The organism is Flavobacterium sp. 38, from assembly GCF_057799715.1.
This window is the reverse complement of record NZ_JBYNWZ010000011.1, coordinates 106,612-128,847: the sequence shown is the minus strand read 5'-3', so window position 1 is coordinate 128,847 and position 22,236 is coordinate 106,612. Positions and strand designations below refer to the sequence as shown.

Annotated in this window: 28 protein-coding genes; 12 read left to right on the top strand and 16 right to left on the bottom strand. The window is 32.4% G+C overall.

Annotated features, from left to right (window positions below; genetic code table 11):
- Positions 1-118: 118 nt before the first annotated feature.
- The 7 genes from tpiA to AC3E9W_RS20390 form a co-directional block, all read right to left on the bottom strand.
- Positions 119-871, bottom strand: coding sequence for a triose-phosphate isomerase (gene tpiA, locus AC3E9W_RS20420; RefSeq protein WP_488769807.1), 753 nt, complete (start codon positions 869-871; stop codon positions 119-121).
- Positions 872-1,004: 133 nt separating this feature from the next.
- Entirely contained in the window at positions 1,005-1,502 is a 498-nt protein-coding gene (locus tag AC3E9W_RS20415) for a TlpA family protein disulfide reductase (protein ID WP_488769806.1), read from the bottom strand.
- Between the two features lie 325 nt (positions 1,503-1,827).
- Positions 1,828-2,496 (bottom strand): alpha/beta hydrolase, encoded by a 669-nt coding sequence (locus AC3E9W_RS20410; protein ID WP_488769805.1) that lies wholly within the window; start codon positions 2,494-2,496, stop codon positions 1,828-1,830.
- A gap of 85 nt (positions 2,497-2,581) precedes the next feature.
- Positions 2,582-2,734 (bottom strand): hypothetical protein, encoded by a 153-nt coding sequence (locus AC3E9W_RS20405; protein WP_488769804.1) that lies wholly within the window; start codon positions 2,732-2,734, stop codon positions 2,582-2,584.
- A complete protein-coding gene (locus AC3E9W_RS20400; RefSeq protein ID WP_488769803.1) occupies positions 2,731-3,204 on the bottom strand; it encodes a DUF6934 family protein in 474 nt (157 codons plus the stop codon). The genes AC3E9W_RS20405 and AC3E9W_RS20400 overlap by 4 nt, the downstream gene beginning before the upstream one ends.
- 205 nt (positions 3,205-3,409) lie before the next feature.
- The gene (locus AC3E9W_RS20395) at positions 3,410-4,510 is read right to left on the bottom strand and encodes a BT_3928 family protein (RefSeq protein WP_488769802.1); all 1,101 of its coding nucleotides are present in this window, start codon (positions 4,508-4,510) and stop codon (positions 3,410-3,412) included.
- Between the two features lie 94 nt (positions 4,511-4,604).
- The gene (locus tag AC3E9W_RS20390; protein WP_488769801.1) at positions 4,605-5,147 is read right to left on the bottom strand and encodes a DUF1599 domain-containing protein; all 543 of its coding nucleotides are present in this window, start codon (positions 5,145-5,147) and stop codon (positions 4,605-4,607) included.
- 233 nt (positions 5,148-5,380) lie between these two features.
- Here AC3E9W_RS20390 and folP point away from each other — a divergent pair, with 233 nt between their 5' ends.
- The gene (gene folP, locus AC3E9W_RS20385) at positions 5,381-6,205 is read left to right on the top strand and encodes a dihydropteroate synthase (protein ID WP_488769800.1); all 825 of its coding nucleotides are present in this window, start codon (positions 5,381-5,383) and stop codon (positions 6,203-6,205) included.
- A gap of 136 nt (positions 6,206-6,341) precedes the next feature.
- Positions 6,342-6,974, top strand: coding sequence for a hypothetical protein (locus AC3E9W_RS20380; RefSeq protein WP_488769799.1), 633 nt, complete (start codon positions 6,342-6,344; stop codon positions 6,972-6,974).
- 82 nt (positions 6,975-7,056) lie between these two features.
- On the opposite strand, the gene rlmH is transcribed toward AC3E9W_RS20380, so the two are convergent.
- From rlmH to AC3E9W_RS20340, 8 genes are all read right to left on the bottom strand, one after another.
- Positions 7,057-7,530 carry a 23S rRNA (pseudouridine(1915)-N(3))-methyltransferase RlmH gene (rlmH, locus tag AC3E9W_RS20375; RefSeq protein ID WP_035648259.1) on the bottom strand — a complete coding sequence of 158 codons (474 nt, stop codon included), beginning with the start codon at positions 7,528-7,530 and terminating at the stop codon, positions 7,057-7,059.
- Between the two features lie 218 nt (positions 7,531-7,748).
- Positions 7,749-8,051 (bottom strand): antibiotic biosynthesis monooxygenase family protein, encoded by a 303-nt coding sequence (locus AC3E9W_RS20370; protein ID WP_488769798.1) that lies wholly within the window; start codon positions 8,049-8,051, stop codon positions 7,749-7,751.
- Between the two features lie 157 nt (positions 8,052-8,208).
- Entirely contained in the window at positions 8,209-9,624 is a 1,416-nt protein-coding gene (locus AC3E9W_RS20365; protein ID WP_488769797.1) for an amidohydrolase family protein, read from the bottom strand.
- A gap of 224 nt (positions 9,625-9,848) precedes the next feature.
- Entirely contained in the window at positions 9,849-10,130 is a 282-nt protein-coding gene (locus AC3E9W_RS20360; RefSeq protein ID WP_488769796.1) for a GNAT family N-acetyltransferase, read from the bottom strand.
- Between the two features lie 5 nt (positions 10,131-10,135).
- Positions 10,136-10,531 (bottom strand): OsmC family protein, encoded by a 396-nt coding sequence (locus AC3E9W_RS20355; RefSeq protein ID WP_306157636.1) that lies wholly within the window; start codon positions 10,529-10,531, stop codon positions 10,136-10,138.
- A 2-nt stretch (positions 10,532-10,533) separates the two neighbouring features.
- Positions 10,534-11,415 carry a pirin family protein gene (locus tag AC3E9W_RS20350; RefSeq protein ID WP_488769795.1) on the bottom strand — a complete coding sequence of 294 codons (882 nt, stop codon included), beginning with the start codon at positions 11,413-11,415 and terminating at the stop codon, positions 10,534-10,536.
- Between the two features lie 166 nt (positions 11,416-11,581).
- Entirely contained in the window at positions 11,582-11,767 is a 186-nt protein-coding gene (locus AC3E9W_RS20345) for a hypothetical protein (protein WP_488769794.1), read from the bottom strand.
- A 192-nt stretch (positions 11,768-11,959) separates the two neighbouring features.
- On the bottom strand, positions 11,960-13,060 hold the full coding sequence (locus AC3E9W_RS20340) for a DNA alkylation repair protein (protein WP_488769793.1): 1,101 nt from the start codon (positions 13,058-13,060) through the stop codon (positions 11,960-11,962).
- Between the two features lie 350 nt (positions 13,061-13,410).
- Here AC3E9W_RS20340 and nadC point away from each other — a divergent pair, with 350 nt between their 5' ends.
- The 6 genes from nadC (at position 13,411) to priA (ending at position 19,271) form a co-directional block, all read left to right on the top strand.
- Positions 13,411-14,268, top strand: a complete 858-nt coding sequence (gene nadC, locus AC3E9W_RS20335) for a carboxylating nicotinate-nucleotide diphosphorylase (protein WP_488769792.1) — start codon at positions 13,411-13,413, stop codon at positions 14,266-14,268.
- A 95-nt stretch (positions 14,269-14,363) separates the two neighbouring features.
- Complete coding sequence (locus AC3E9W_RS20330) at positions 14,364-15,287, top strand: YihY/virulence factor BrkB family protein (RefSeq protein ID WP_306157648.1); 924 nt, start codon at positions 14,364-14,366, stop codon at positions 15,285-15,287.
- Position 15,288: 1 nt separating this feature from the next.
- Positions 15,289-15,717: a DUF2147 domain-containing protein gene (locus tag AC3E9W_RS20325; protein WP_488769791.1), complete on the top strand. Its 429-nt coding sequence runs from the start codon at positions 15,289-15,291 to the stop codon at positions 15,715-15,717.
- Between the two features lie 10 nt (positions 15,718-15,727).
- Positions 15,728-16,471: a subclass B1 metallo-beta-lactamase gene (gene bla-B1-FLAV / locus AC3E9W_RS20320; RefSeq protein WP_456892294.1), complete on the top strand. Its 744-nt coding sequence runs from the start codon at positions 15,728-15,730 to the stop codon at positions 16,469-16,471.
- Between the two features lie 42 nt (positions 16,472-16,513).
- Positions 16,514-16,750, top strand: coding sequence for a hypothetical protein (locus AC3E9W_RS20315; protein ID WP_306157654.1), 237 nt, complete (start codon positions 16,514-16,516; stop codon positions 16,748-16,750).
- Positions 16,751-16,820: 70 nt separating this feature from the next.
- A complete protein-coding gene (priA, locus tag AC3E9W_RS20310; RefSeq protein ID WP_488769790.1) occupies positions 16,821-19,271 on the top strand; it encodes a replication restart helicase PriA in 2,451 nt (816 codons plus the stop codon).
- A gap of 9 nt (positions 19,272-19,280) precedes the next feature.
- On the opposite strand, the gene AC3E9W_RS20305 is transcribed toward priA, so the two are convergent.
- Positions 19,281-19,979 (bottom strand): LytR/AlgR family response regulator transcription factor, encoded by a 699-nt coding sequence (locus tag AC3E9W_RS20305; RefSeq protein ID WP_008463025.1) that lies wholly within the window; start codon positions 19,977-19,979, stop codon positions 19,281-19,283.
- A gap of 179 nt (positions 19,980-20,158) precedes the next feature.
- Between AC3E9W_RS20305 and rpsF the strand changes: the two genes are divergently transcribed.
- The 4 genes from rpsF (at position 20,159) to AC3E9W_RS20285 (ending at position 21,905) form a co-directional block, all read left to right on the top strand.
- Positions 20,159-20,500 (top strand): 30S ribosomal protein S6, encoded by a 342-nt coding sequence (gene rpsF, locus AC3E9W_RS20300; RefSeq protein WP_026729424.1) that lies wholly within the window; start codon positions 20,159-20,161, stop codon positions 20,498-20,500.
- A gap of 5 nt (positions 20,501-20,505) precedes the next feature.
- Entirely contained in the window at positions 20,506-20,802 is a 297-nt protein-coding gene (gene rpsR, locus AC3E9W_RS20295; RefSeq protein ID WP_002987043.1) for a 30S ribosomal protein S18, read from the top strand.
- Positions 20,803-20,872: 70 nt separating this feature from the next.
- A complete protein-coding gene (gene rplI, locus AC3E9W_RS20290; RefSeq protein ID WP_306157689.1) occupies positions 20,873-21,313 on the top strand; it encodes a 50S ribosomal protein L9 in 441 nt (146 codons plus the stop codon).
- Positions 21,314-21,431: 118 nt separating this feature from the next.
- Positions 21,432-21,905, top strand: coding sequence for a DUF6495 family protein (locus AC3E9W_RS20285; protein WP_488769789.1), 474 nt, complete (start codon positions 21,432-21,434; stop codon positions 21,903-21,905).
- Positions 21,906-22,236 lie beyond the last annotated feature (331 nt).

Here is a 22,236-nt window from a genome sequence, read left to right as displayed (position 1 = left end):
TAAAATCTAAAATCTAAAATCTAAAATCTAAAATCTAAAATCTAAAATCTAAAATCTAAAATCTAAAATCTAAAATCTAAAATCTAAAATCTAAAATCTAAAATCTAAAATCTAAAATTTAGATAGCCGTAACGATAGCTAAGAAATCGTCAGCTTTTAAAGCAGCGCCTCCAATTAAACCACCGTCTACGTCTGGTTTACCGAAAATTTCTTTAGCGTTTTCTGGTTTAACAGAACCACCGTATAAGATAGAAACTTCATCAGCAATATCTGCTCCAAAAGCTTTACGAATAGTTTCTCTAATAAATTCGTGCATTTCTTGTGCTTGTTCTGGTGAAGCCGTTTCTCCAGTTCCGATAGCCCAAACTGGCTCGTACGCTAAAACAATTTTAGACCAAGATTCTTTTGCAATATGGAAAACTCCGTCACGCAATTGGTTTTCAACAATATTGAAGTGATTATCAGACTGACGGTCTTTTAATTCTTCTCCAAAACAGAAAATAACAGTCATGTCATGTTTTAAAGCGGTATCAACTTTGTTTGCGATTAAAGCATCTGATTCGTGGAAAATAGCTCTACGCTCTGAGTGACCTAAAATTACTGTGTTTATACCAATGCTTGTTAACATGTCTGCAGAAATTTCTCCTGTAAATGCACCGCCTTCAGCTTGGTGAACGTTTTGAGCAGAAACTCCGATAGTTGTATTTTTTAATTTTGCAGCAGCAGCTTGTAAGTTTACAAAAGTTGGCGCTACAATTACTTGTGCATTTGTTTTTGCTGGAATTTTAGCAATTAATTCATTTAATAATTCTTCAGTTTGCGCTGCGTTTTTATGCATTTTCCAGTTTCCTGCAACAATCGATTTTCTCATTTTGGTAGTTTTATATTATTTTTTTGTTTTTTGTTTAAAATTTTAATTTCAACGAAATCTATTCAAAATTAAAATTGATTTTTGTCATTATCATTGAAATTGATTTTTGACATTGACATTTTGATATTGAAAATTATTTTAATCCTTTTAAAGTTGCGTCGATTTTATCAAAATCAGTTTCAATCGCACGATATAAAACGATTTTTCCAGTTTTATCTACAACAATATATCTTGGAATCCAGTCTAAGTCGATCGCTTTTCCAAAAAGACCTTTCATTCCGTCATTCATCATATAATGATCGCCTGTGTTCAACTCGTGTTTTTCGATTCCAGCTTTCCATTTTTCAGCCGTTTTATCAGCAGAAATAAATAAGTAAGAAACATCAGGATTGTTGGCTTGTAATTCTTTTAATTTTGGCATTGCTTTTACACAGTCACCACACCAAGAAGCCCACACTTCGATAACCAAAGTTTTTCCTTTATATTTTTTTAAAATGTTTTTGAATGCAACCTGACTTCCATCAGAGGCTAATAATTTCTCAGATAAAGCTTCTTTAGAAAAAGCTGTTTTCTGAGCTTGCGAGCAAGAAAAAGTAATAAATGCAATTACTGCAAGGACTAATTGTTTCATATTTTAATTAAATTATATTTTTAGTAAAGTACTGAATTCACAAAGTTAAACAAACAAATGGAATGCCAATTGTAGATTAACAAAATTTGAACAGTCGATTATTTTGTAACAAATCGGCAGTTTTTGGTTGAAAAATCGGTATTGAAATCGTAATAGTTGAGGCAGAAAATGGTGTTTTTTTCTAGCGGAAGTATTTTAGAGATAAAAAAAAGATTAAAATTTTATTTTTAGATTAAAATTTTAATCAAAAAAACGTCAGACAGTAATGAAAAAAGTCTTCAATAATTTAAATTTCACTGAAGACTTTTTTGTGTTTTTTGAATGCTTAATTCAGTTCATAGTTTCCATTTGCCCATTTTTTACTTGGAACAATCCAAGCGTCGAGAGCCTTATACAAAAATCCATGTTTAAGGCCTGTATTCAATTCAATTTGTTTGAAATGAGTGATCTTTAGTTTTGAAGTTTCTTTTCTTCTAATGGCATCAACACCATAAATATCTGATTTTTCATAAATCATCAAAATGTTGCCGCAGTAATTAATGTCAGGAATTTGTTCAATATCTGTATCCATATAACATCCAATAAAAACAAAATTAACGTTAGGATTTGCCAAATAAGTAGAAACGTATTGTGCAATATAACCGCCTTTTGAAGTACCGATAACAGTTATGTTACTGGGAGAAACACCTTTTTTGATTAGTTTATTAATTTGCTTTACAATTTTCTCTGCATAATCAGCTGCGTTTGTGCCTTTTTTTCTTTTTTCGCTAAGAACTATAAAGTTGTCTTTTCTAAAAGATGCTAAAATCTCATTGTATTCTGCTTTTCCATATTCAGGATGTGCGACATTTAGATCGTTTTCTTCAACAAATTTGTTGTGAAAAAAAAAGATGTAACGCTGATTAGGGTTTGTTTGTTTTTGTTGGCTAAAGGCCGAAGAAAAAGAAAGAACGGTACATAAAAAAGTAAAGAAAAATTTTAGCGATTGCTTCATGAATTAATTTTGTTTTAAGAAAGTTTAGGCCACAAAAAAAGTCCAAATTTAAATGGACTTTGCTGTTTGTTTTGTAAATGTAAGATTATATTTCAAATTTAAAAATTAAGGAATTGACTTCTTTTTGTTTGTCTGATTCCATGATTTTTAAATTATTTAATTTTTTATCAACCCTTACTTTTGATTCGGTAAGTTTCTTTTTATTTTCTGATGATTCTTTTTTAATTACTGTTTTCATAATTCTTTCCTTTTCAAAGTGAATCCAAAAAAATCTTTATTAGTTTTAAAAGGAACGTTTAATAAACTTCCATCTTTGTTTTTTACGACTCCAAATATAAGAAAAGTTTTGGATATTTCATTTAAATTAATTGTGATTGCTCTCCTGTATAATCTTGTTCTTGCTAAAGTACTTCCTTTAAAAAACACCATTTTTTTAGGATATTTTTTTGTGAAAACGTATACTGATTCCGCTACTGTGGCAAGAATCATATTACGGTCTCCATTGTTAGTAATTGTGGAATCATCAAAAAAATACTTTTTCTCGACTTTATCATAAATTAGATCTCCAAAAGCTAAATTATAAATGTTTTCAGATTGAGTTTTTGTATAAACTATAACTTTGGTTTTTTCTCCATTTGGTCCAATACTTTTGAATTCAAATATCGTAGTAGTTTCATTTCTATAAAGATCGTATTTTAAATTCTTCATTTTTTTGATTTGTGTCCACAAAAATAGAAAAATAATGTAAAAAAAAAGCTACAAATTAAACTTTAGGTTTTATAATGTCAATATTGCTTCTTCTTCCCATAAGCAAAAGCAATCATCTATATAATTATACTTATTTACTCAAAAAAAACTCCAATTCAAATGTAATTGAATTGGAGTTTTAAAGTTTTATATTTTGTGAGAAATTTTACAATTTCAAATCATCAACATCATTATAATGTACTTTTTGAGTTATAGTTCCGTCGTGAACCACAACAATACTTGGATTGGCTCTTTCAACTGTTTTTAAAGCGGTTCCGTCACAGAAATAGAAATCAATATCTAACGCATAATTCTTTTTAGCTTTAGCAATTTCTTCAGCTCCAGAAGCCGTCATTCCAATTACTTTGTAACCTTTTGCTTTTGCATCTGCGGTAACTTTTGCTAATTTTTTCATTCCTTCAGGATTCGATAAATTCAAATCGTAAGTTACGTAGATTAGCAATTTAGGCTCTTTTAATAATTCTTCTTTATAATCAGAATCGTCTTTAGTCATCGTGAAATCGTGAATAGGAGGAATGTAGCCTTCAGTGATTACTTTGTCTTTACGATCAACGAAAGTTGCTCCTTCAGGAATATTCATCAAATCTTTTTCTGTAAATTCTTTATCGACACCATTTACTTTGTAGATAAAAATCATTTCTACAACCGATTTTGGAGCACCCTCAGGAATTTCCATTCCTTTCTCGATGTTAGTTCCCACTTTGTACGGACGGAAATCTTTGATCGGATTATGATTGATAACCCAAACGGCCATAAATACGCATAAAACGATGCTTATTAAAACAATAATGTTAGTTACAATTTTTGAAAATAAAGGTTTTACTAATTTTTTATTGATGAATAAAATCAAGATAAAGAAAAGTAAAACAACATCTTTGGTGAAAGACTGCCAAGGCGTTAAGTGTAAAGCGTCTCCAAAACAGCCGCAATCTTTTACTACATCAAAATAGGCAGAATAAAAGGTAAGGAATGTAAAGAAAACAATCAGCAATAATAAAGCCCAAATAGTCAGTTTTGATTTATAGCCAACCAAAAGCATTACACCCAAAACAACTTCTAAAATCACTAAAAAGATTGCTAATCCTAAAGCTAAAGGCTCTAAAAATGGCATATTGAAAACAGGTTCGCTAAAATATTCTGCCAATTTATAAGAGAAACCAACTGGATCGTTTAATTTAATTAATCCGGAAATGATAAAAAGTACACCGACAAATAATCGGGAGAATTGAGTAATGATGTTTTTCATAAAAAATTTCATTTTTAAAATTCCTCCCGATAGCAATCGGGACCAAATTCCAATTTTAAAATGAGGTTGGAATTTGGAATTTAAATATTGGAATTTATTTATTGATGGGGTTTAGAATTAGGGCAAAAACAGAATAATTAATCATATCCTGATAATTGGCATCGATACCTTCAGAAACGATTGTTTTTCCTTTATTGTCTTCAATTTGCTTAACGCGAAGGATTTTCTGCAAGATCAAATCGGTTAAAGAACTAATGCGCATATCACGCCACGCTTCGCCGTAATCGTGATTTTTGGCTTCCATTAAATCTTTGGTCAATTTTACTTTAGCATCGTATAATTCAGTTGCTTTTTCAACGTCGAGATCTGGCTGATCTGCAACTCCAAGTTCTAGCTGAATTAAAGCCATGATCGAATAATTGATAATTCCGATAAATTCGCCTTTTTCATCCTCATCAACTTTACGAACTTCGTTTTCCTGTAAACTTCTGATTCTTTGCGCTTTTATAAAAATCTGGTCTGTCAGCGATGGCAGTCTTAAAATTCTCCATGCGCTTCCGTAATCTGTCATTTTATTGATAAACAAGGTTCGGCAAACCGAAATTACATTATCAAATTCTTGAGAAGTATTCTTCATTTATTGCTGTATATTTGCTAAAATTTCTTCAAAAATAGGGATTATATTAAATAGTTTCAAGTTTCGGGTTTTCTTTGTTTCAAGTTTTTTCCAAACAAATTGTTAACGCTGTAACTGGAAACAATTTCAAATAGTTTCAAGTTTCAGGTTTCAAGTTCTTGAACTTGCGTAATCTGTGATAACTTTAAACATATAAAACTTGAAACTTGAAACAAATTAAAACTTGAAACAAAATGTTTATTAATTGTAAAGGCCGTTTGATAGATTTGGAAATTCCTAAAGTAATGGGAATTCTGAACGTGACGCCAAATTCATTTTTCGACGGCGGAAAATATAAAAACGAATCAGAGATCATTTCGCAAGTAGAAAAAATGCTTTCTGAAGGCGCAGATTTTATTGATATCGGAGCTTATTCGAGCAAACCAAGCGCTGAATTTGTAACCGAGCAAGAAGAAATCGACCGAATTGTTCCTGCAATTGAATTGATTCTGAAGCATTTTCCAGAAACATTATTGTCGATTGATACTTTTAGGGCTGAAGTTGCGAAAGCAAGTATAGAAAGCGGTGCGGCGATTATAAATGATATTGCTGCTGGTGAACTAGACGATAAAATGTTTGAGGTTATTGCCAAATACAACGTTCCGTATATCATGATGCACATGCGAGGCAATCCGCAGACGATGCAGAGCTTGACACAATATGATGATATGATAAAAGAAATGCTTTTTTATTTTTCTGAAAAAGTAGCAAAAGCAAGAAGTCTCGGAATCAAAGATTTAATTCTTGATCCAGGTTTCGGTTTCGCCAAAACAACCGATCAGAATTATGAAGTGATGCAGAAAATGGAGCTTTTTAATGTTTTAGAATTACCGATTCTGGCAGGAATTTCAAGAAAATCAATGATTTATAAAGCTCTTGATATTACGCCACAAGAAGCTTTAAACGGAACAACATTCCTTAATACAATTGCGTTAACAAAAGGAGCAAAGATTCTTCGTGTTCATGATGTGAAAGAAGCGGTGGAATGTGTTACTTTGTTTGGTAAAATGAGTTATTAAACTTCTAGTATGTCATTGCGAGGAACGAAGCAACCTCATTAGCAAAATAAAACTTTGTGTTATCGCAGTGTGGTTGCTTCGTTCCTCGCCATGATATACTTTGTGTAGATTCTTTGTGTAAAAAAAAATATTAATTATGAAATACTTCAGTTTACTTGTAATTTGCCTATTATTCTCCTGCGGAAAAAAACAAGACGTTTTATTGCCAAAATCAAACCTGACCATAGTAAAAGACGTTCAGGATCATTCCCCAATTTATATTTTCTTTAAAAAAGAAGGAAATGATACAATTGCCGATTTGAATCGAAAAAGTGCTATCATTTCGACAAACTGGATTTTTAATATCGATAAACGTTTGCCTTTGAAATTGGTTATTCCGCAAGTAATTAAAATGCAGGAAAAGAAAAGAGCCGATAGCGCGCACAAAAACGAAAATGCTGAAAACTATTATTCGTATGCCGATTCTGTAGGAAAGAATTTAGCTTTTTTTCCTTTCACGAAAGTGTATTATAAAATGGAAAAACCTACAGCAGGAAGTTTTGTGGTGTACTTTAAAAAAGGTGACGGGCAGGTTTTTATCGGAAATAAGAAAGTCTTAATATCACAAATATTACCCTATTTTTTTAGTTTAAAGTTTGATAAAGTACCAGATTTGGTATTCTTATTCGATAAGGAAATGAGTTATCAGGAATATATGAAGTATAAAATTGTACTTCATAAATATGTGACTTTCAACCTAGATAAACTTCCTTTAGAATTTGTTTATTAGTTCATAGTCGTTAGTTCTTAGAAAGCTAAATGCGAAGAGCTAACCGCAAAGGACTATGGACTCGCCACTAAGGACTAAAAAACTATTGGTGATGATAAGGCTCATTTCGTAAAATCGTAAATCCGCGGTACAATTGTTCGATAAAAAACAAACGAACCATTTGATGTGAAAACGTCATTAGCGAAAGCGAAACTTTTCCCTGTGCTTTTTTATAAACAGTTTCAGAAAATCCGTAAGGTCCGCCAATTACGAAAACCAGTGTTTTTACACCCGAATTCATTTTCTTTTGCAATTCTTCTGAAAAGCCAACGCTTGAGAATGTTTTGCCGTTTTCATCCAATAAAATCAGTTGATCAGTTGCCGAAAGTTTAGAAAGAATTAATTCGCCTTCTTTTTCTTTTTGCTGACTTTCAGATAAGTTTTTTACGTTTTTAATGTCTGGAATAATCTCCAAGTCAAATTTGATGTAAAACGACAAACGTTTGGTATAATCGTCAATCAAAGTCTGCAACGATTTATTGTCTGTTTTACCTATAGCGATAAGTTTGATATTCATTGTGTTTGTTTTTTAGCCACGGATTCACATTTTTTTTAGCCACAAATTTCACAAATTAACACAAATTAAATCTGCCTAATCTGCAAAATCTGCGGGAGACTTTTTAGCCATAGATTAAAGTTTTTTTGCCAGGAATTTAACGAATTTTCACGAATTTATTTTACTGAAAAAATGGAATAAAAATTAGTGTAATTAGTGTAATTCGTGGCTAAAAAAAACTATTTTTTATTCTCAAAAACCGTTTCAAAATGTTCTGCAATTGGAAATGGCTCGTAATAATGATGTAAAATCTTTTTCCATTCCAAATACGCTTCCGAGGTTCTAAAACCAATTGTATGATCTTCTAGTGTATTCCAATCGACTAACAAAAGATATTTGTTTTCTACTTCTAAACATTTTTCCAATCGGTGTCCTAAATAACCGTCAATTGATGAAATATACTGGCTTGCTTTTGCAAAATCAGCTTCAAATTGAGAAGCTAATTCTGGTTTAACGAAAAGAAATGCGGCTTCTAAAATCATATTTGTTGGTTAAATTTATCTGCTAAATCCGCTAAATCTGCGGGAGAATTTTTAAGTTCTCGCAGATTTAGCAGATCGAGCAGATTTTGTTTTTGTTTAAAAAAATCAGCGATTATCAGCTTAAATCTGTATAATCTGCGTGAAACATTTTTGCACTTTAATTTTTAGAAAATTTAGCTTCAAAAGTTTTAAAACGATTATCCAAATCTTTCAGTAATTGCTTTTTAACCGAATCATCTTGAATAAAACTGAAATTAATGCTGTTGTAAACGTATTTTTTTATCGTTTCGTAATTTACATCAGGATATCTTTTCGCTAGCAAAACATATTGTTCTGTCATATTGGTTCTTAAAATTCCCGCATCGTCTGTGCTGATTACAATTGGAACATTGAATTCTTTATAAAGCGAAAACGGATGTCTGTTTTCTTTTACTTTCAAAATGAATTCGTTACTCGCTAAATTAATCTCAATCGGAATATTGTTTTTAGCCATATATTTCAGCAAATCGTATGAATTTGCTTCGTAAGCAATATCAACTCCGTGACCAATTCTGTTCGCACGTGCTACATAAATAGCGTCGTTAATATGCCAGGTCAATTCTTCTGGTTGGACCAATCCTAAAGTCAGTTCACCGGCATGGAGCGTATATTTTACATCAGGAAATTTAGAGTGACAGTACTTAAACATCACCATGTGTAGCCAATAATCTTTCATCGAATTTTCGCCATGTTCTGGAGAAACAATGTTAACTCCAGCAGTTAGTTTACTTTCGCTTGACGAAATAAAAGCAATCGTTAAATTTTTAAACAAATCAACTGGTTCCATAAAACGAAGCACAAAGTTTTGGTAACGCATGGTGAATTTTTCGTCATCCATTTTTAAATCTTTGTGCAGTTTTGCTAAGAAATTATTGTTGAAATCTTCAGCGTCTTTTTTCGCGTCTTTTTTCTGAAGGGCTTTATACAAATCGTCTAAAAGTTTTAAAACTGTTTTTTCGTCTTTCTGGTTTGCTGCTTCGCGTAGTTTTATATTGAAATCGCCTAAATCAGAAACATTCATATCGCACGGAATTGTAGATAATTGTGTTTCAATATAACTTACATTTTCTGCAATGGCGCGCTTTTTAAGTTCCAGCATACCTTCTGCAAAATGACCTTGAATTGTAGGTTCAAATTTCATGAAAGAATCAAAAAATAAATCATCTGAAGGCACAGAACCATTATAATCTTTAATAGACCACGTCTGCATGATTTGCTGTTGGTAATAGTCTAATTTGCCTTGGCTTTTTAGAGAAGAAAATTTTTCCCAAGTTCCATTTGAAGGTTTTGTTTTAGAAACTCCCAACGTTTCCAGATTTAAATAAAAGTCTTCTGCAATAGCTCTTTCTAAAAGTGGTTCTGCATAAACTGATCCTGAAAAATGGTGGTGTAAATCGCCTCCTTTTGGCATTTGCTGAAAGAAAGCAGTAAGGAGAGCTTCATTATTTCTGATTTTTTCTAAATAACTTTCAGCTGATTGAGAAAAGCCGATTTGTGCTACAAAAATGCAGAAAAGTGTAATTATTCTTGTCATACTCTAAGATTAAATTACGCGCAAATATACGAGTTTCTGAGGAGATATCCAAAGAGGTAAAGTATCTAGGGAAAAGGTTCAAAGTTACAAAGCGACAAAGTTACAGAGTTTCTGAATGAAAAACTGGACGTTAATAAAATGCGAAAGACGCACTGCGGTGCGTCTCTACAAAAAAACTTTGTGTCTTTGCGCCTTCGTGGCAAAAAAAAACTTAGAACCTTAGATTAAGAAAGTACGTCTCGTATTTCTTCAACCTTATCAAATACGCTTTTCGCGAAAGGACAAAGCGGAATAATCTTTACATTATTTGCTCTAGCATAATTTACCGCTGCCATAACTAATTTTTTGCCCACACCTTTTCCATTAAATTCTGGACTTACTTCGGTATGGTCAATAATAAATTTGTCGTTTCCGGCCCAAGTATAAGTCATTTGTCCAGCTTGTTTCCCGTCTTCTAAAGCTTCAAAATAGCCTTTTTTAGTATCGTTTATCTGTTGAATTTCCATGATATTTATATTAATGTCGTTTTAATTTCGATTGAATGCGTCAGCGTTTTATGAATCGGACAGCTGTTTGCGATCGTTTCTAAACGTTGTCTTTGCGTTTCATCAACATCACCAATTACTTCTATTTTTCTGGTAAATACCGATACGCTTCTTTCTGAATCCCTTTCAAAATCAATTTTGACGTTAATTTCCTCGACGTTCCATTGTTTACGGTTAATGTACATTCGCAACGTAATTACGGTACAAGAAGCTAAAGAAGCAGCCAAAAGTTCGGTCGGATTTAAACCTAAATTTTTTCCGCCCAATTCTTGTGGTTCGTCTGAAATTAGAATGTTGTCAGATGCTGATTTTATTTCCGTTCGATACAAACGTGTATCTATTTTTGCTGATACTGTATCCATAATTATTTAATTCTTGGTTCAGGTAAAGGAACAAATTCTGTTTCGCCCGGAACTTTTGGAAAAGTTTGGTTTGTCCAGTCGATTTTTGCTTTTTCGATTAATTCTTTATCAGAAGAAACAAAGTTCCAAAAGATAAAATGTTCTTCAGGAAATGGCTGTCCTCCAAAAATATAAACGGTAGAATTTTCAGCCATTTCAAATTCGCAAAGGCTGCTGTCGTTGGTAATCAGGATTTGTCTCGGATCGTAAACATGTTCACCATTTTTAATGCTTCCTTCTAAGATATATAAACCGCTTTCGCCAAATAAATCTTTTCCGATATTAATTTTCGCGGCTTCTTTATTTTTAATTTCAATAAAATATAATGGACTATAAACAGGAACAGGAGATTTTTTTCCGAATGCTTCACCAGCAATCAATTTATATGAAACGCCGTCTTCTTCCCAAGCCGGAATATCCTCAGCTTCAACATGCGTGAAATTCGGATCCATTTGTTCCAATTCCTTTGGCAGTGCTACCCAAATCTGTAATCCGTGAAGCATTTTATCTGAATGTCTTAAATATTCAGGAGTTCTTTCTGAGTGAACAATTCCTTTTCCGGCTGTCATCCAGTTTACAGCGCCAGGTTTTATTTCGAGTTCTGTTCCTAAACTGTCGCGGTGCATAATGCTTCCTTCAAACAAAAAAGTAAGAGTTGAAAGTCCGATATGCGGATGCGGTGGAACATCCATGTTTTCGTGGTCACTTAAATGCGCAGGTCCCATGTGGTCGATAAAAACAAATGGCCCCACGGCTCTTTTTTCGCGGAAAGGCAATAATCTCCCCACCATAAAATTGCCAATGTTGGCAGCGCGTTCTTCGATAATTAAACTGATATTTGACATGTGGTATTATTTGATTTGAAAACAAAATTACAGATGTGATAGGAGTCTGTAACTTAATTTAGATTAAGAAAAGTTGTTTTTGATTTATAAAAATAACGAAAATCGCTGACTATGTTTTAATTTAGAAAGACAAGATTTTTAAAATTAGGTATTTAAGGTGATTGAGTTACTTGATTTCTTCGATTTTAGTATATAGGAATACTTTTCCGGGTTTTGGATTTCCTTTAGTAGAAAAGTTTCTTGGAATTCCAAGATCCTTTTTGAAATATCCTTTTACACGTAATTTTAGAGGCAAAGTTTTTCCATCCCAAATTTTATCGGCATCCAATATTTTGTTATTTGCCCTTTCCAAATAAATGTTTTTTGTGTTTTTTTGATTTTCTATTTTCCATTGAGCACAAGGACAGTCTATGGCGGAGTAAGAAAGAATTAAAACTTCTTCTTTTTTAGTCTGAAAACTAAGAATAGATGTTAGAAAAGCTAAACAAAAACTAATCTTGATAATTGATTTCTTCATTTCCATAAACAGATTCATTAAGAGATATTATTTAATCAACTCAAACTCCAGAACCTCACTTTCAGTTCCGTTAATAATAATCGACAAATGATGAATTCCAGTATGAAAAACACGAGTTGTAATTAATTTAAAAGACTGGTTTCTTTCAATTTTGGTTAATTGGTTCGGATGATAGATTTTCTCACTGATTTTAAATACTTTTTTCGCCAAATGCCCTTTTGCTTTTTTGTAATGAACAGCATATTCTAAACGAACCGTTTTTGGTTCTTCATTTTTATTATTTAAGTGAAAATGAAACTGTAGATACTCTCCAATTTTTACTTTTGGCGTTTTAATTTCAAAAGAAGAAAGTTCAATATTCGTGCTTTCCAGACCATAATGGCTTAAAATCTCCGGATGTCCTTGTTTCAATAAAGTTCGGCAGCCGTGTTTGATAATTCCGTCGGTTTCTTTGGTATGACCTTTCCATCTTTTTGCGATTTCCAAAACAATTTCAGGATTATCTTTTACAATATCATTTAAATTGTTGGCAACGCTTCTGCGAACATATTCTGACGGGTCATTTTTTAAGTTTTCTAAAATAGGAAGAATAGAAATAGGGTCTTTTTTAAGAAACGGAATTGCCATAGCCCAGGGTAATCTTGGTCGAGAACCTTCGCTTGCCAAACGGCGTACGTGATGATTTTCGTGCAAAGACCATTTGACCATTTCGGCAATCATTCTTTCTTTATATTTTAAAATAAAAGGACGAACCGCAAATTCACAGCTTATAAATTGCGTTATAGAAACAAAGGCTTTGGCTGAGGTTTCAAAATCTTCTAAACCGTACATTTCTATATAATCGGCAAAGAAAATGAATGCCAGATTGCTATCTGCAAAATTGTTTTTTCTAAGATTTTCAATGATTTTATCAATTAAAGCTGTTGCTTCAGAAAAGTTTTGTGGCATAAACTGATGAAACACAACTGTGGTATGTTTCATTCGTTCTTTCCATTCTTTTTGAGCAAAATCGCCTTCGTAAATTGTTTCAATAAATTTTTGTTTATCGAATGAAGGATGTACTTCGGCGACAGCCTGACCAAATTTTTCGTAAAAAGAAACCGAGTAAATATCTTTAATTAATCCCATGATTTTGTTTGATTGAACTTCAAAGATATCTAATGTTTTGAATTGTTTTGGCAGATTTTGCTTGAAAAATTTAAACACATAGAAACATAGATTTTTTAATTGCCATATTGAGGATTTTAGAAAAAATCTAGATTTTCACACATAGACAATGCGTTACGCTATGTGAATTGATGCAAGTGAAACGCCTTTTTTAAAGTTTCAATAACTATGTTTCTATGCGTTTAGAAAAATATACGTTTTACTCACGGTTAAAAATCAAAAAAATAAGTTAATAAGAAACTTTTCGCAGAAAGGAAACTTTTAAATCGATAAAATATGTCCTAATTTAGCATATTATTAAAAATAGAAAAATGATAAGCGAAGCCCAATTTCAAGCAGAATTACAACTTTTAATAAGCAATGCCATTAGAGAAGATGTTGGCCCTGGCGATTACAGTTCGCTTGCCTGCATTCCTGATACGGCACACGGTCAGGCAAAATTATTGGTAAAAGACCAAGGAATAATTGCCGGCGTTGAGCTTGCTAAAATGATATTTGAACATGTAGATTCAAAACTAAAAGTGAAAACTTTTATCGAAGATGGAACGCACGTAGAATATGGCGAAGTTGTTTTTGAAGTTTCGGGAAGTTCGCAGTCTATTTTAAAAGCAGAAAGAGTAGTTTTGAATACGATGCAGAGAATGTCTGCTATTGCGACAAAAACAAACCATTTGATGCAACTTTTAGAAGGTACAAATGCTAAAATTTTAGATACACGTAAAACAACTCCAAATTTTAGAGTGGCAGAAAAATGGGCTGTAAAAATTGGAGGAGGAGAAAATCATCGTTATGCTTTGTACGACATGATTATGTTGAAAGACAATCATATTGATTTTGCTGGAGGTATTACGCGTGCGATTTCTAAAACTAAGGAATATTTAAAAGAAAATAATCTTGATCTTAAAATTATCGTTGAAGCCCGAAGTTTAGACGAAATCAGAGAGATTTTACAAAGCGATGGCGTTCATAGGATTTTAATTGATAATTTTAATTACGAAGACACCAAAACGGCTGTTGCGTTAATTGGTACAAAATGCCAAACCGAATCATCAGGAAATATCAACGAAAAAACAATCCGAGAATATGCTTTGTGTGGCGTAAATTATATTTCATCTGGCGCTTTGACTCATTCTGTTTATAATATGGATTTGAGTTTGAAAGCTTTTTAATGCGGTAAGAATTTTGAATTATAAGTTATGAGTTAAATTGAACTTAAGTATGGTTTAATCTAAAATCATAACTCTAAAATCTAAAATCAAAAAATATGTCGAAAGAGATAGAAGCTCGGATTGAAAAATTGCCCGTTGTGCGCTCTTTAGCCCGACTTTTAAAGAAAGTAAAACTTCCGTGGTTGGAAGGTTTTTCGCTGTATGATTTACTTGAAATGTATACTTTAGGAATTCTTGAAGGTGCTTTTTCGTATCATGCGAGTGCAGTTTCTTTTAGTTTTTTCATGGCATTGTTTCCTTTTGCGCTTTTTATCTTAAACTTAATTCCGTTTATTCCGATAGACAATTTTCAAGACGATTTTTTACTATTTGTACAGCAAAGCGTTCCGCCAAATACGTATGATGCCATTAGTAAAATTATAAGTGACATTTTAAACAATAGTCACTCGGGCTTATTATCTTCTGGATTTTTGCTTTCGATTTTTTTAATGGCAAATGGAATTAACGGAATCTTGAGTGGTTTCGAATCCTCTAAACACGTATTTGATAAACGTGGATTTTTCAGCCAATATCTTGTTGCGCTCGCTATTTCTCTTGTAATGACTGTTATTTTGTTTGTTACGGTGGCAACAATCGTAGTTTTTGAGGTCTTTATTCAGAAAACAATTATTCAGGATGTGCTGAGTGATCGAATTCCGCTGATCATTTTGGGTCGATATTTGTTTGTTATTTTAATGATTTTGATAACATCTTCAATATTATTGCGTTATGGTACAAAACAGTATAATAAAGTGCCTTTTATAAGCATTGGTTCTGTTTTTACAACGATCTTAATTGTTATATCTTCGTTCTTTTTTGGGATTTGGGTTATAAAATTTTCAAAATATAACGAACTTTATGGTTCGATTGGGACATTATTAATTCTAATGTTTTATATTTGGATAAACTGTATGATTCTGCTTTTAGGGTTCGAATTGAACGCTTCTATCAGAAAATTAAAACAAAAAAAAGAAAAATAATATGAAAAATTTGATGCTAACTATCGGAGTGTTCTTCTTTGCCTTAACCATGCAAAGCCAAAGTGTAATTGGAAAATGGAAAACAATTGACGATGCAACAGGTGAAGCAAAATCAATCGTTGAGATCTACGAGAAATCAGGAAAAGTTTACGGCAAGGTGGTGGATATTCTTCGTGACAGTCATAAAAAAGACGTTTGCGCAAAATGTGACGGAGCTGAAAAAAACAAACCAATTCTAGGAATGGTGATTATAAATGGACTTAAAAAAGACGGTTCTGAATATAATGGAGGAACAATTTTAGATCCTACAAGCGGTAAAAAATACAAATGTTACATCACTTTAGAGTCTGCTGATAAATTAAAACTTCGCGGTTATGTTGGAGTTTCTATAGTGGGAAGAACACAATATTGGACGAGAGTAAAAAACTAATTAAAACCTAATGCGAAAATTAGCTTCGATAATTTTATTCTTAGTTATAGTTTCAAATAGCTTTGGACAATCTAAGAATTCGCCATTACAAATAAGTCATCTTACGGGTGACTTTTATGTTTATAAGACTTTTAATGATTACAAAGGTGTAAAGATTTCTGCCAATGCCATGTATGTAGTAACAGATAAAGGTGCTGTCTTGTTTGATGCTCCGTGGGATAAAACACAGTTTCAGCCTTTATTGGATAGCATTAAGAAAAAGCACAATAAAAATGTTGTAATGGTTTTTGCAACGCATTCGCACGATGATCGCGCTGGCGGATTGGATTTTTATAGAAAAAAAGGAATTAAAACTTATTCTGGTAAATTAACAGACGAAATTCTTAAAAATAAGAAAGAGCCAAGAGCTGAGTTTGTAATTCCGAATGATACCGTTTTTACGGTTGGACAATATAAATTTGAGATGTATTATCCTGGTAAAGGCCATGCTCCAGATAATATTGTGGCTTGGTTCGGAAAAGAGAAAATTCTTTATGGCGGATGTTTTATAAAAAGTGCAGAAGCTAAAGATTTGGGTTATTTAGGTGACGCTGATGTTAAAGAATGGGAGAAATCTATTATAAAAGTTCAATCGAAATTTAAAAATCCGAAATATGTAATTCCTGGACATGATGGCGGAACTACCAACAAGTCGATAAGCCAAACATTGAGGCTGGTTCAGGATTATCTCAGTAAAATACAAAAAGAAAAATAGCTTATTTTTGCATATATTTGGAACAATATAAAGAGAGATAAAATGACTGTAACGGATAAACATATACTTGAATCGTATTCAAATTTGTTTGAAGGGCTTAGTTTTTCGAATAAAATTGAACTTATAGAACGACTTACAAAATCAATAAAAAGTAATAAAGGCAAAGAGAACAATTTTTATAAATCTTTTGGTGCATTTGCTTCAGAAAAAAATGCTGAAGATATTGTGTCTGAAATTAAAGCGAACAGGAGTTTTAAAGATAAGGAGATTGATTTTTAATGGCATATTTATTAGATACTAGTACCTGTATTTTCTTTCTTAGAGAAATATTTCTCTTATAATTATCTCCATGCATTTCATCGAAGTCATTTTACCGCTTTCTCTAGCGAAGACATTTACATACCGAGTTTCTGAGGCTGAATTTCATTTCATTAAAAAAGGAATGCGCGTTGCTGTGCCCTTTGGTAAAAGTAAAATTTATACAGGCCTTGTTTTGGATGTTCATGAAAATGCTCCAACTTTATATGAAGCCAAAGAAATTCATCAGATTTTAGATGAACAGCCAATTGCGACCGAAATCCAGATTCAACACTGGCTTTGGATAGCCAGTTATTATATGTGCGGTATTGGAGATGTTTATCGAGGTGCATTCCCAAGCGGATTATTGCTGGAAAGCGAAACCATTATTTCGCATAAGCCTGATGTTGTAGTAAATGACAGCGAACTTTCTGATGATGAATTTTTAATTTACGAGGCTTTGCATCATCAGAGTTCTTTAAAGGTTCAGGAAATTGCTTCCATTTTGAATAGAAAAAATATACTTCCGATTCTGCAAAAGCTGATTGCGAAGGATATCATTTTTTTGGATGAAGAAATAAAGGAAACGTACAAGCCAAAACTGGTTCGATATGTAAAATTACATTCCAAATACGAATCTGATACTGGTTTGGAAGAATTGCTGACGGTATTGAAAAATGCTACTAAACAAAAAGAAATTGTTTTGTCTTATTTTCAAATTAGTGCCACAGAAAAAAAGCCAATTACCGTAAAAAAACTTATAGAAGTCTCAAATGCAGGATCAGCAGCGGTAAAATCTTTAATAGAAAAAGAAATATTTGAGGAGTATTATCTGCAGCACGATCGTGTTACTTTTAATGGCGAAAAATCAGAAAAAGAACTTCAGTTAAGTGAAGCGCAACACAATGCTTTTTCTGCAATTAAAAATAGCTTTTTAGAAAAAGAAGTCTGTCTTCTTCACGGTGTAACTTCGAGTGGAAAAACAGAAATTTATATTAAACTTATTGAGGAATATCTAGAGACTGGAAAGCAGGTTTTGTATTTGCTTCCAGAAATTGCACTTACCACCCAATTGGTTTCGAGACTGCGTCTTCATTTTGGTGATAAAGTAGCTGTTTTTCATTCCAAATATAGCAATAATGAAAGAGTTGAGGTTTGGAGGCAAACACTCGAAAATTCGCCCAAAGCGCAAATTGTAATAGGAGCGAGATCGGCTTTGTTTTTGCCTTTTAACGATTTAGGATTATTGATTGTTGACGAAGAGCACGAACAGACTTTTAAACAGACAGATCCAGCACCTAGATACCATGCAAGAGACGCGGCAATTGTTTTGGCTAATTTTCATAAAGCTAAAGTGTTGTTGGGTTCGGCAACGCCAAGTATTGAAACTTATTTTAATACCCAAAATGATAAATACGGACTGGTTACGCTTACGGAACGTTATAAAAATGTCCGTTTGCCTGAAGTGATTTTAGTTGATATAAAAGACAAGCATTTCAGAAAAAGAATGACAGGACATTTTAGCGATCTTTTAATTGAAGAAATTGCAGAATCGCTGTTGTTGGGTGAGCAGGTTATTTTGTTTCAAAACAGAAGAGGATATTCGCCTGTAATTGAATGTATGACTTGTGGGCATGTTCCGCATTGTCAGCAGTGCGATGTGAGTTTGACTTATCACAAACATAAAAATCAGCTTAGATGCCATTATTGCGGGTATTCGATTGCGAAACCTACCAATTGCCATAACTGTTCTAGTATTGATTTAACGACCAAAGGATTTGGAACCGAGCAGATAGAGCAGGAGTTGTCAACACTTTTTCCGAAAGCAAAAACGGCTAGAATGGATCAGGATACTACCCGCGGAAAATTTGGTTTTGAAAAAATAATTGATACGTTTAAGAATCGTGAAATAGATATTCTGGTTGGTACACAAATGCTGGCCAAAGGGCTTGATTTTGACAATGTTGGTCTAGTCGGAATTATGAATGCTGATAATATGCTTCATCATCCAGATTTTAGAGCCTTTGAACGCAGTTTTCAAATGATGACGCAAGTTGCGGGAAGAGCGGGAAGATCAGAAAAACAAGGAAAAGTGGTTATTCAGACTTATAATCCTAATCATAATACTATTCAGCAGGTTACAGACCATAATTATATAGGTATGTATAAAGAACAGTTGTATGACAGGCAGATTTATAGATATCCGCCTTATTTCAGGATTATAAAGCTTACGCTAAAGCACAAAGATTTTGATAAATTGAAAGAAGGAGCTATGTGGCTGTATCAGGTTTTGAGTCAGAATTTAGGAATGCCAGTTTTGGGTCCCGAAGAGCCAGCTATAAGCAGAATACGAAATGAGTACATCAGAACGATTTTGATTAAGATTCCGCACAATATTCATTTGGGCAATACAAAAAAAACTATTCAGAAAATGCTGAATAGTTTTGAAGCTGTGGCTCAATACAGAGCTATAAAAGTTGTGATTAATGTAGATTTTTATTAAAACAGCAAATTAAGAAGAAGTGGAAAGTGCTTTTACAAGATCTTCTTTTTTGTTGCGGCTTAAAGGTATTTTGGTGATGCCAATTTCGGCAAATTTGCTGTTAAAGCGCTCAACCTTATCTATATTAATAATGTATGATTTATGAACGCGGATAAATTTGTCTTTCGATAAATCATTTTCAAAAGATTTCATTGTAGAAAGAACCAGATTGCTGTCGTCTTCTGTAACTACTCTAACGTAATCTCCAAAAGCTTCAATCCATTTTATTTTTGAAGTGAAGATTTTAAGTTTTTTAAGATTACTTTTAATGAATATATGTTCGCCTTCTTCTTCTTTGATATCTTTTTTAAGCAAATGCATGTCGATTGCTCTTTTTACAGAAGCATTAAAACGGTCAACTGCAATTGGTTTTTGTAGATAGTCGGTAGCGTCGTAGTCGAAAGCCTTTAAAGCATATTCGGCTTTAGAGGTGATAAATATAATTTGGGGTTTTGATTTTAATCCGTCCAGAAAATCAAAGCCATTAATAACAGGCATTTCTATATCAAGAAATATTAAGTCAATATTATTTAATGAGATACAACTTTTTGCTTCAATAGCATTAGAAAAATCCCCTATTAAATGCAAGCCTGGGTGATTATTTACCAATTTGGCAATAATTGTCCTTTGTATAGAACTATCATCTACAACAACACAGTTTAGTTTCATAACATTTAAATTTAGAATAAATTCAGGATAGCAGTAGTAAATGTATTATTTTTTTGCAAAAAAAACTAAGGTTGAGGTATATTTTTTTGTATTATGACGAATAAAAGGAAAAAAATGTTGTGGATGTAAATTAAATGCTTACTTTTGCACCCAATTTTAACAAATAAAATTTATTATTTATGAATCATTATGAAACTGTTTTCATTTTAAATCCCGTTTTATCTGAGGTTCAGGTGAAGGAAACAGTAACGAAATTTGAAGAATTTCTTACTAGTAGAGGAGCTGAAATGGTATCGAAAGAGGATTGGGGTCTTAAAAAAATGGCTTACGAAATCCAAAACAAAAAAAGTGGTTTTTACCATTTATTCGAATTCAAAGTAGCTGGAGAAGTTCTTGTAGCTTTTGAAACTGAATTCAGACGTGACGAAAGAGTTATGCGTTTCTTAACTGTAAGTTTAGACAAACATGCTATTTCATGGGCGGAAAGAAGAAGAGCTAAATTAAAATCTACTAAAGCGTAATTATTATGTCTACAATCGAGCAATCTGCAAAAGGAAAAAAAGACGGAGATATCAGATATTTAACGCCTTTAAACATTGAAACTAACAAAACTAAAAAGTATTGCCGTTTCAAAAAATCAGGAATCAAATACATCGATTATAAAGATGCTGATTTCTTATTGAAATTCGTTAACGAGCAAGGAAAAATTCTTCCTCGTCGTTTAACTGGAACTTCATTAAAATACCAAAGAAAAGTTTCTGTAGCTGTAAAAAGAGCTCGTCACTTAGCTTTAATGCCATACGTGGCCGATTTATTAAAATAGTATATTAAAAAAATAGTTGTTGGTTTCCGGTTAAATGGAACCTAACTTCTGAAATATAAAGGACAACAACATGGAAATTATTTTAAAACAAGACGTACAGAACTTAGGATTTAAAGATGATGTAGTATCTGTAAAACCTGGTTACGGTCGTAACTTTTTAATTCCTCAAGGTTTTGCTACTTTAGCAACTCCTTCTGCTAAAAAAGTTTTAGCTGAAAACCTAAAACAAAGAGCACACAAAGAAGCTAAAGTTGTTGCTGATGCTAAAGCATTAGCTGAAACTTTAAAAGCTCTTGAAATTAAACTTACTGCAAAAGCTGGTGGAGAGAAACTTTTTGGTTCTATCACTAACATCGATATCGCTGAAGCTTTAGAGAAATCTGGTAATGCTATCGATAGAAAATTCATCACTAGCGGTGTTGTAAAACGTACTGGTAAATACAATGCTACAATTCGTTTACACAGAGATGTAATCGTTGACTTGCCATACGAAATTGTTGCTGAAAAGTAATAGTTTTAAAAACGATATAAAAATCCCGATGCAAATCGGGATTTTTTTTTATAATGAAAACAATTAGTCTTTGGGTTAAAGCGTATGGCTTATAACTTAAAGCGTAAAGCATAAAAAGATGAAATACGCAAGATTAACAAAAGAACAGTTTGACGAATTGCATGCTGAATTTGCAAGTTTTTTGGCTACACAAGCAATAGATAGAAAAGAGTGGGAAGAACTAAAGGTTAATAAACCGGAAGTTGCAGAACAGGAATTGGATGTTTTTTCAGATTTAATTTGGGAAGGCGTATTAACTAGAGCAGAGTATCTGGAGCATTTTTCTAAAAATCATATATTTTTATTTCATTGTTTTGATACTTACATTCAGTCGATTGTTTTAAAATCGTTTTCTCCAGAAGTTGATTTTTTAACCAAAGAAGGGCTTCAGTGGCTTAGTGATAATATGTTCACAGAAAATATAGAAATGAAAGTAGGGAAGAAAGTATTTACTGATGAACGAAATTCTTCAATTTTTGAATTGATTAAACAGGGCGCTTTTTTAAGTGATGGACAATTATTTAGTCAAATTAATCAAATTTTAGAATCTTAGAATAAATTATAATGTTTTAATGAAAGCGGGCAATTAGTTAAATAATTGCCCGCTTTTTTTTTTTTTTTTTAACTTTCGTTTAATCTTTATTGAAATTTTGACCACGTATTTCTACTTGTTTTTTAAAAATTCGTCAAACTTTTAAGATTTTAAATTTTATAGGAAAAAAACAAGTGCTTTTGGTCTATATTACGGATAATTTTGCAGACTATTTTATTTAAAATGTAAGATTATACTTTATTTCAATCGATTTAACATATTTTGTTTAATATTTTGTTTAATTTAAAATTAGCAAGATAATTATGTTAAAAGTACCGTTTTTTCTGATGTT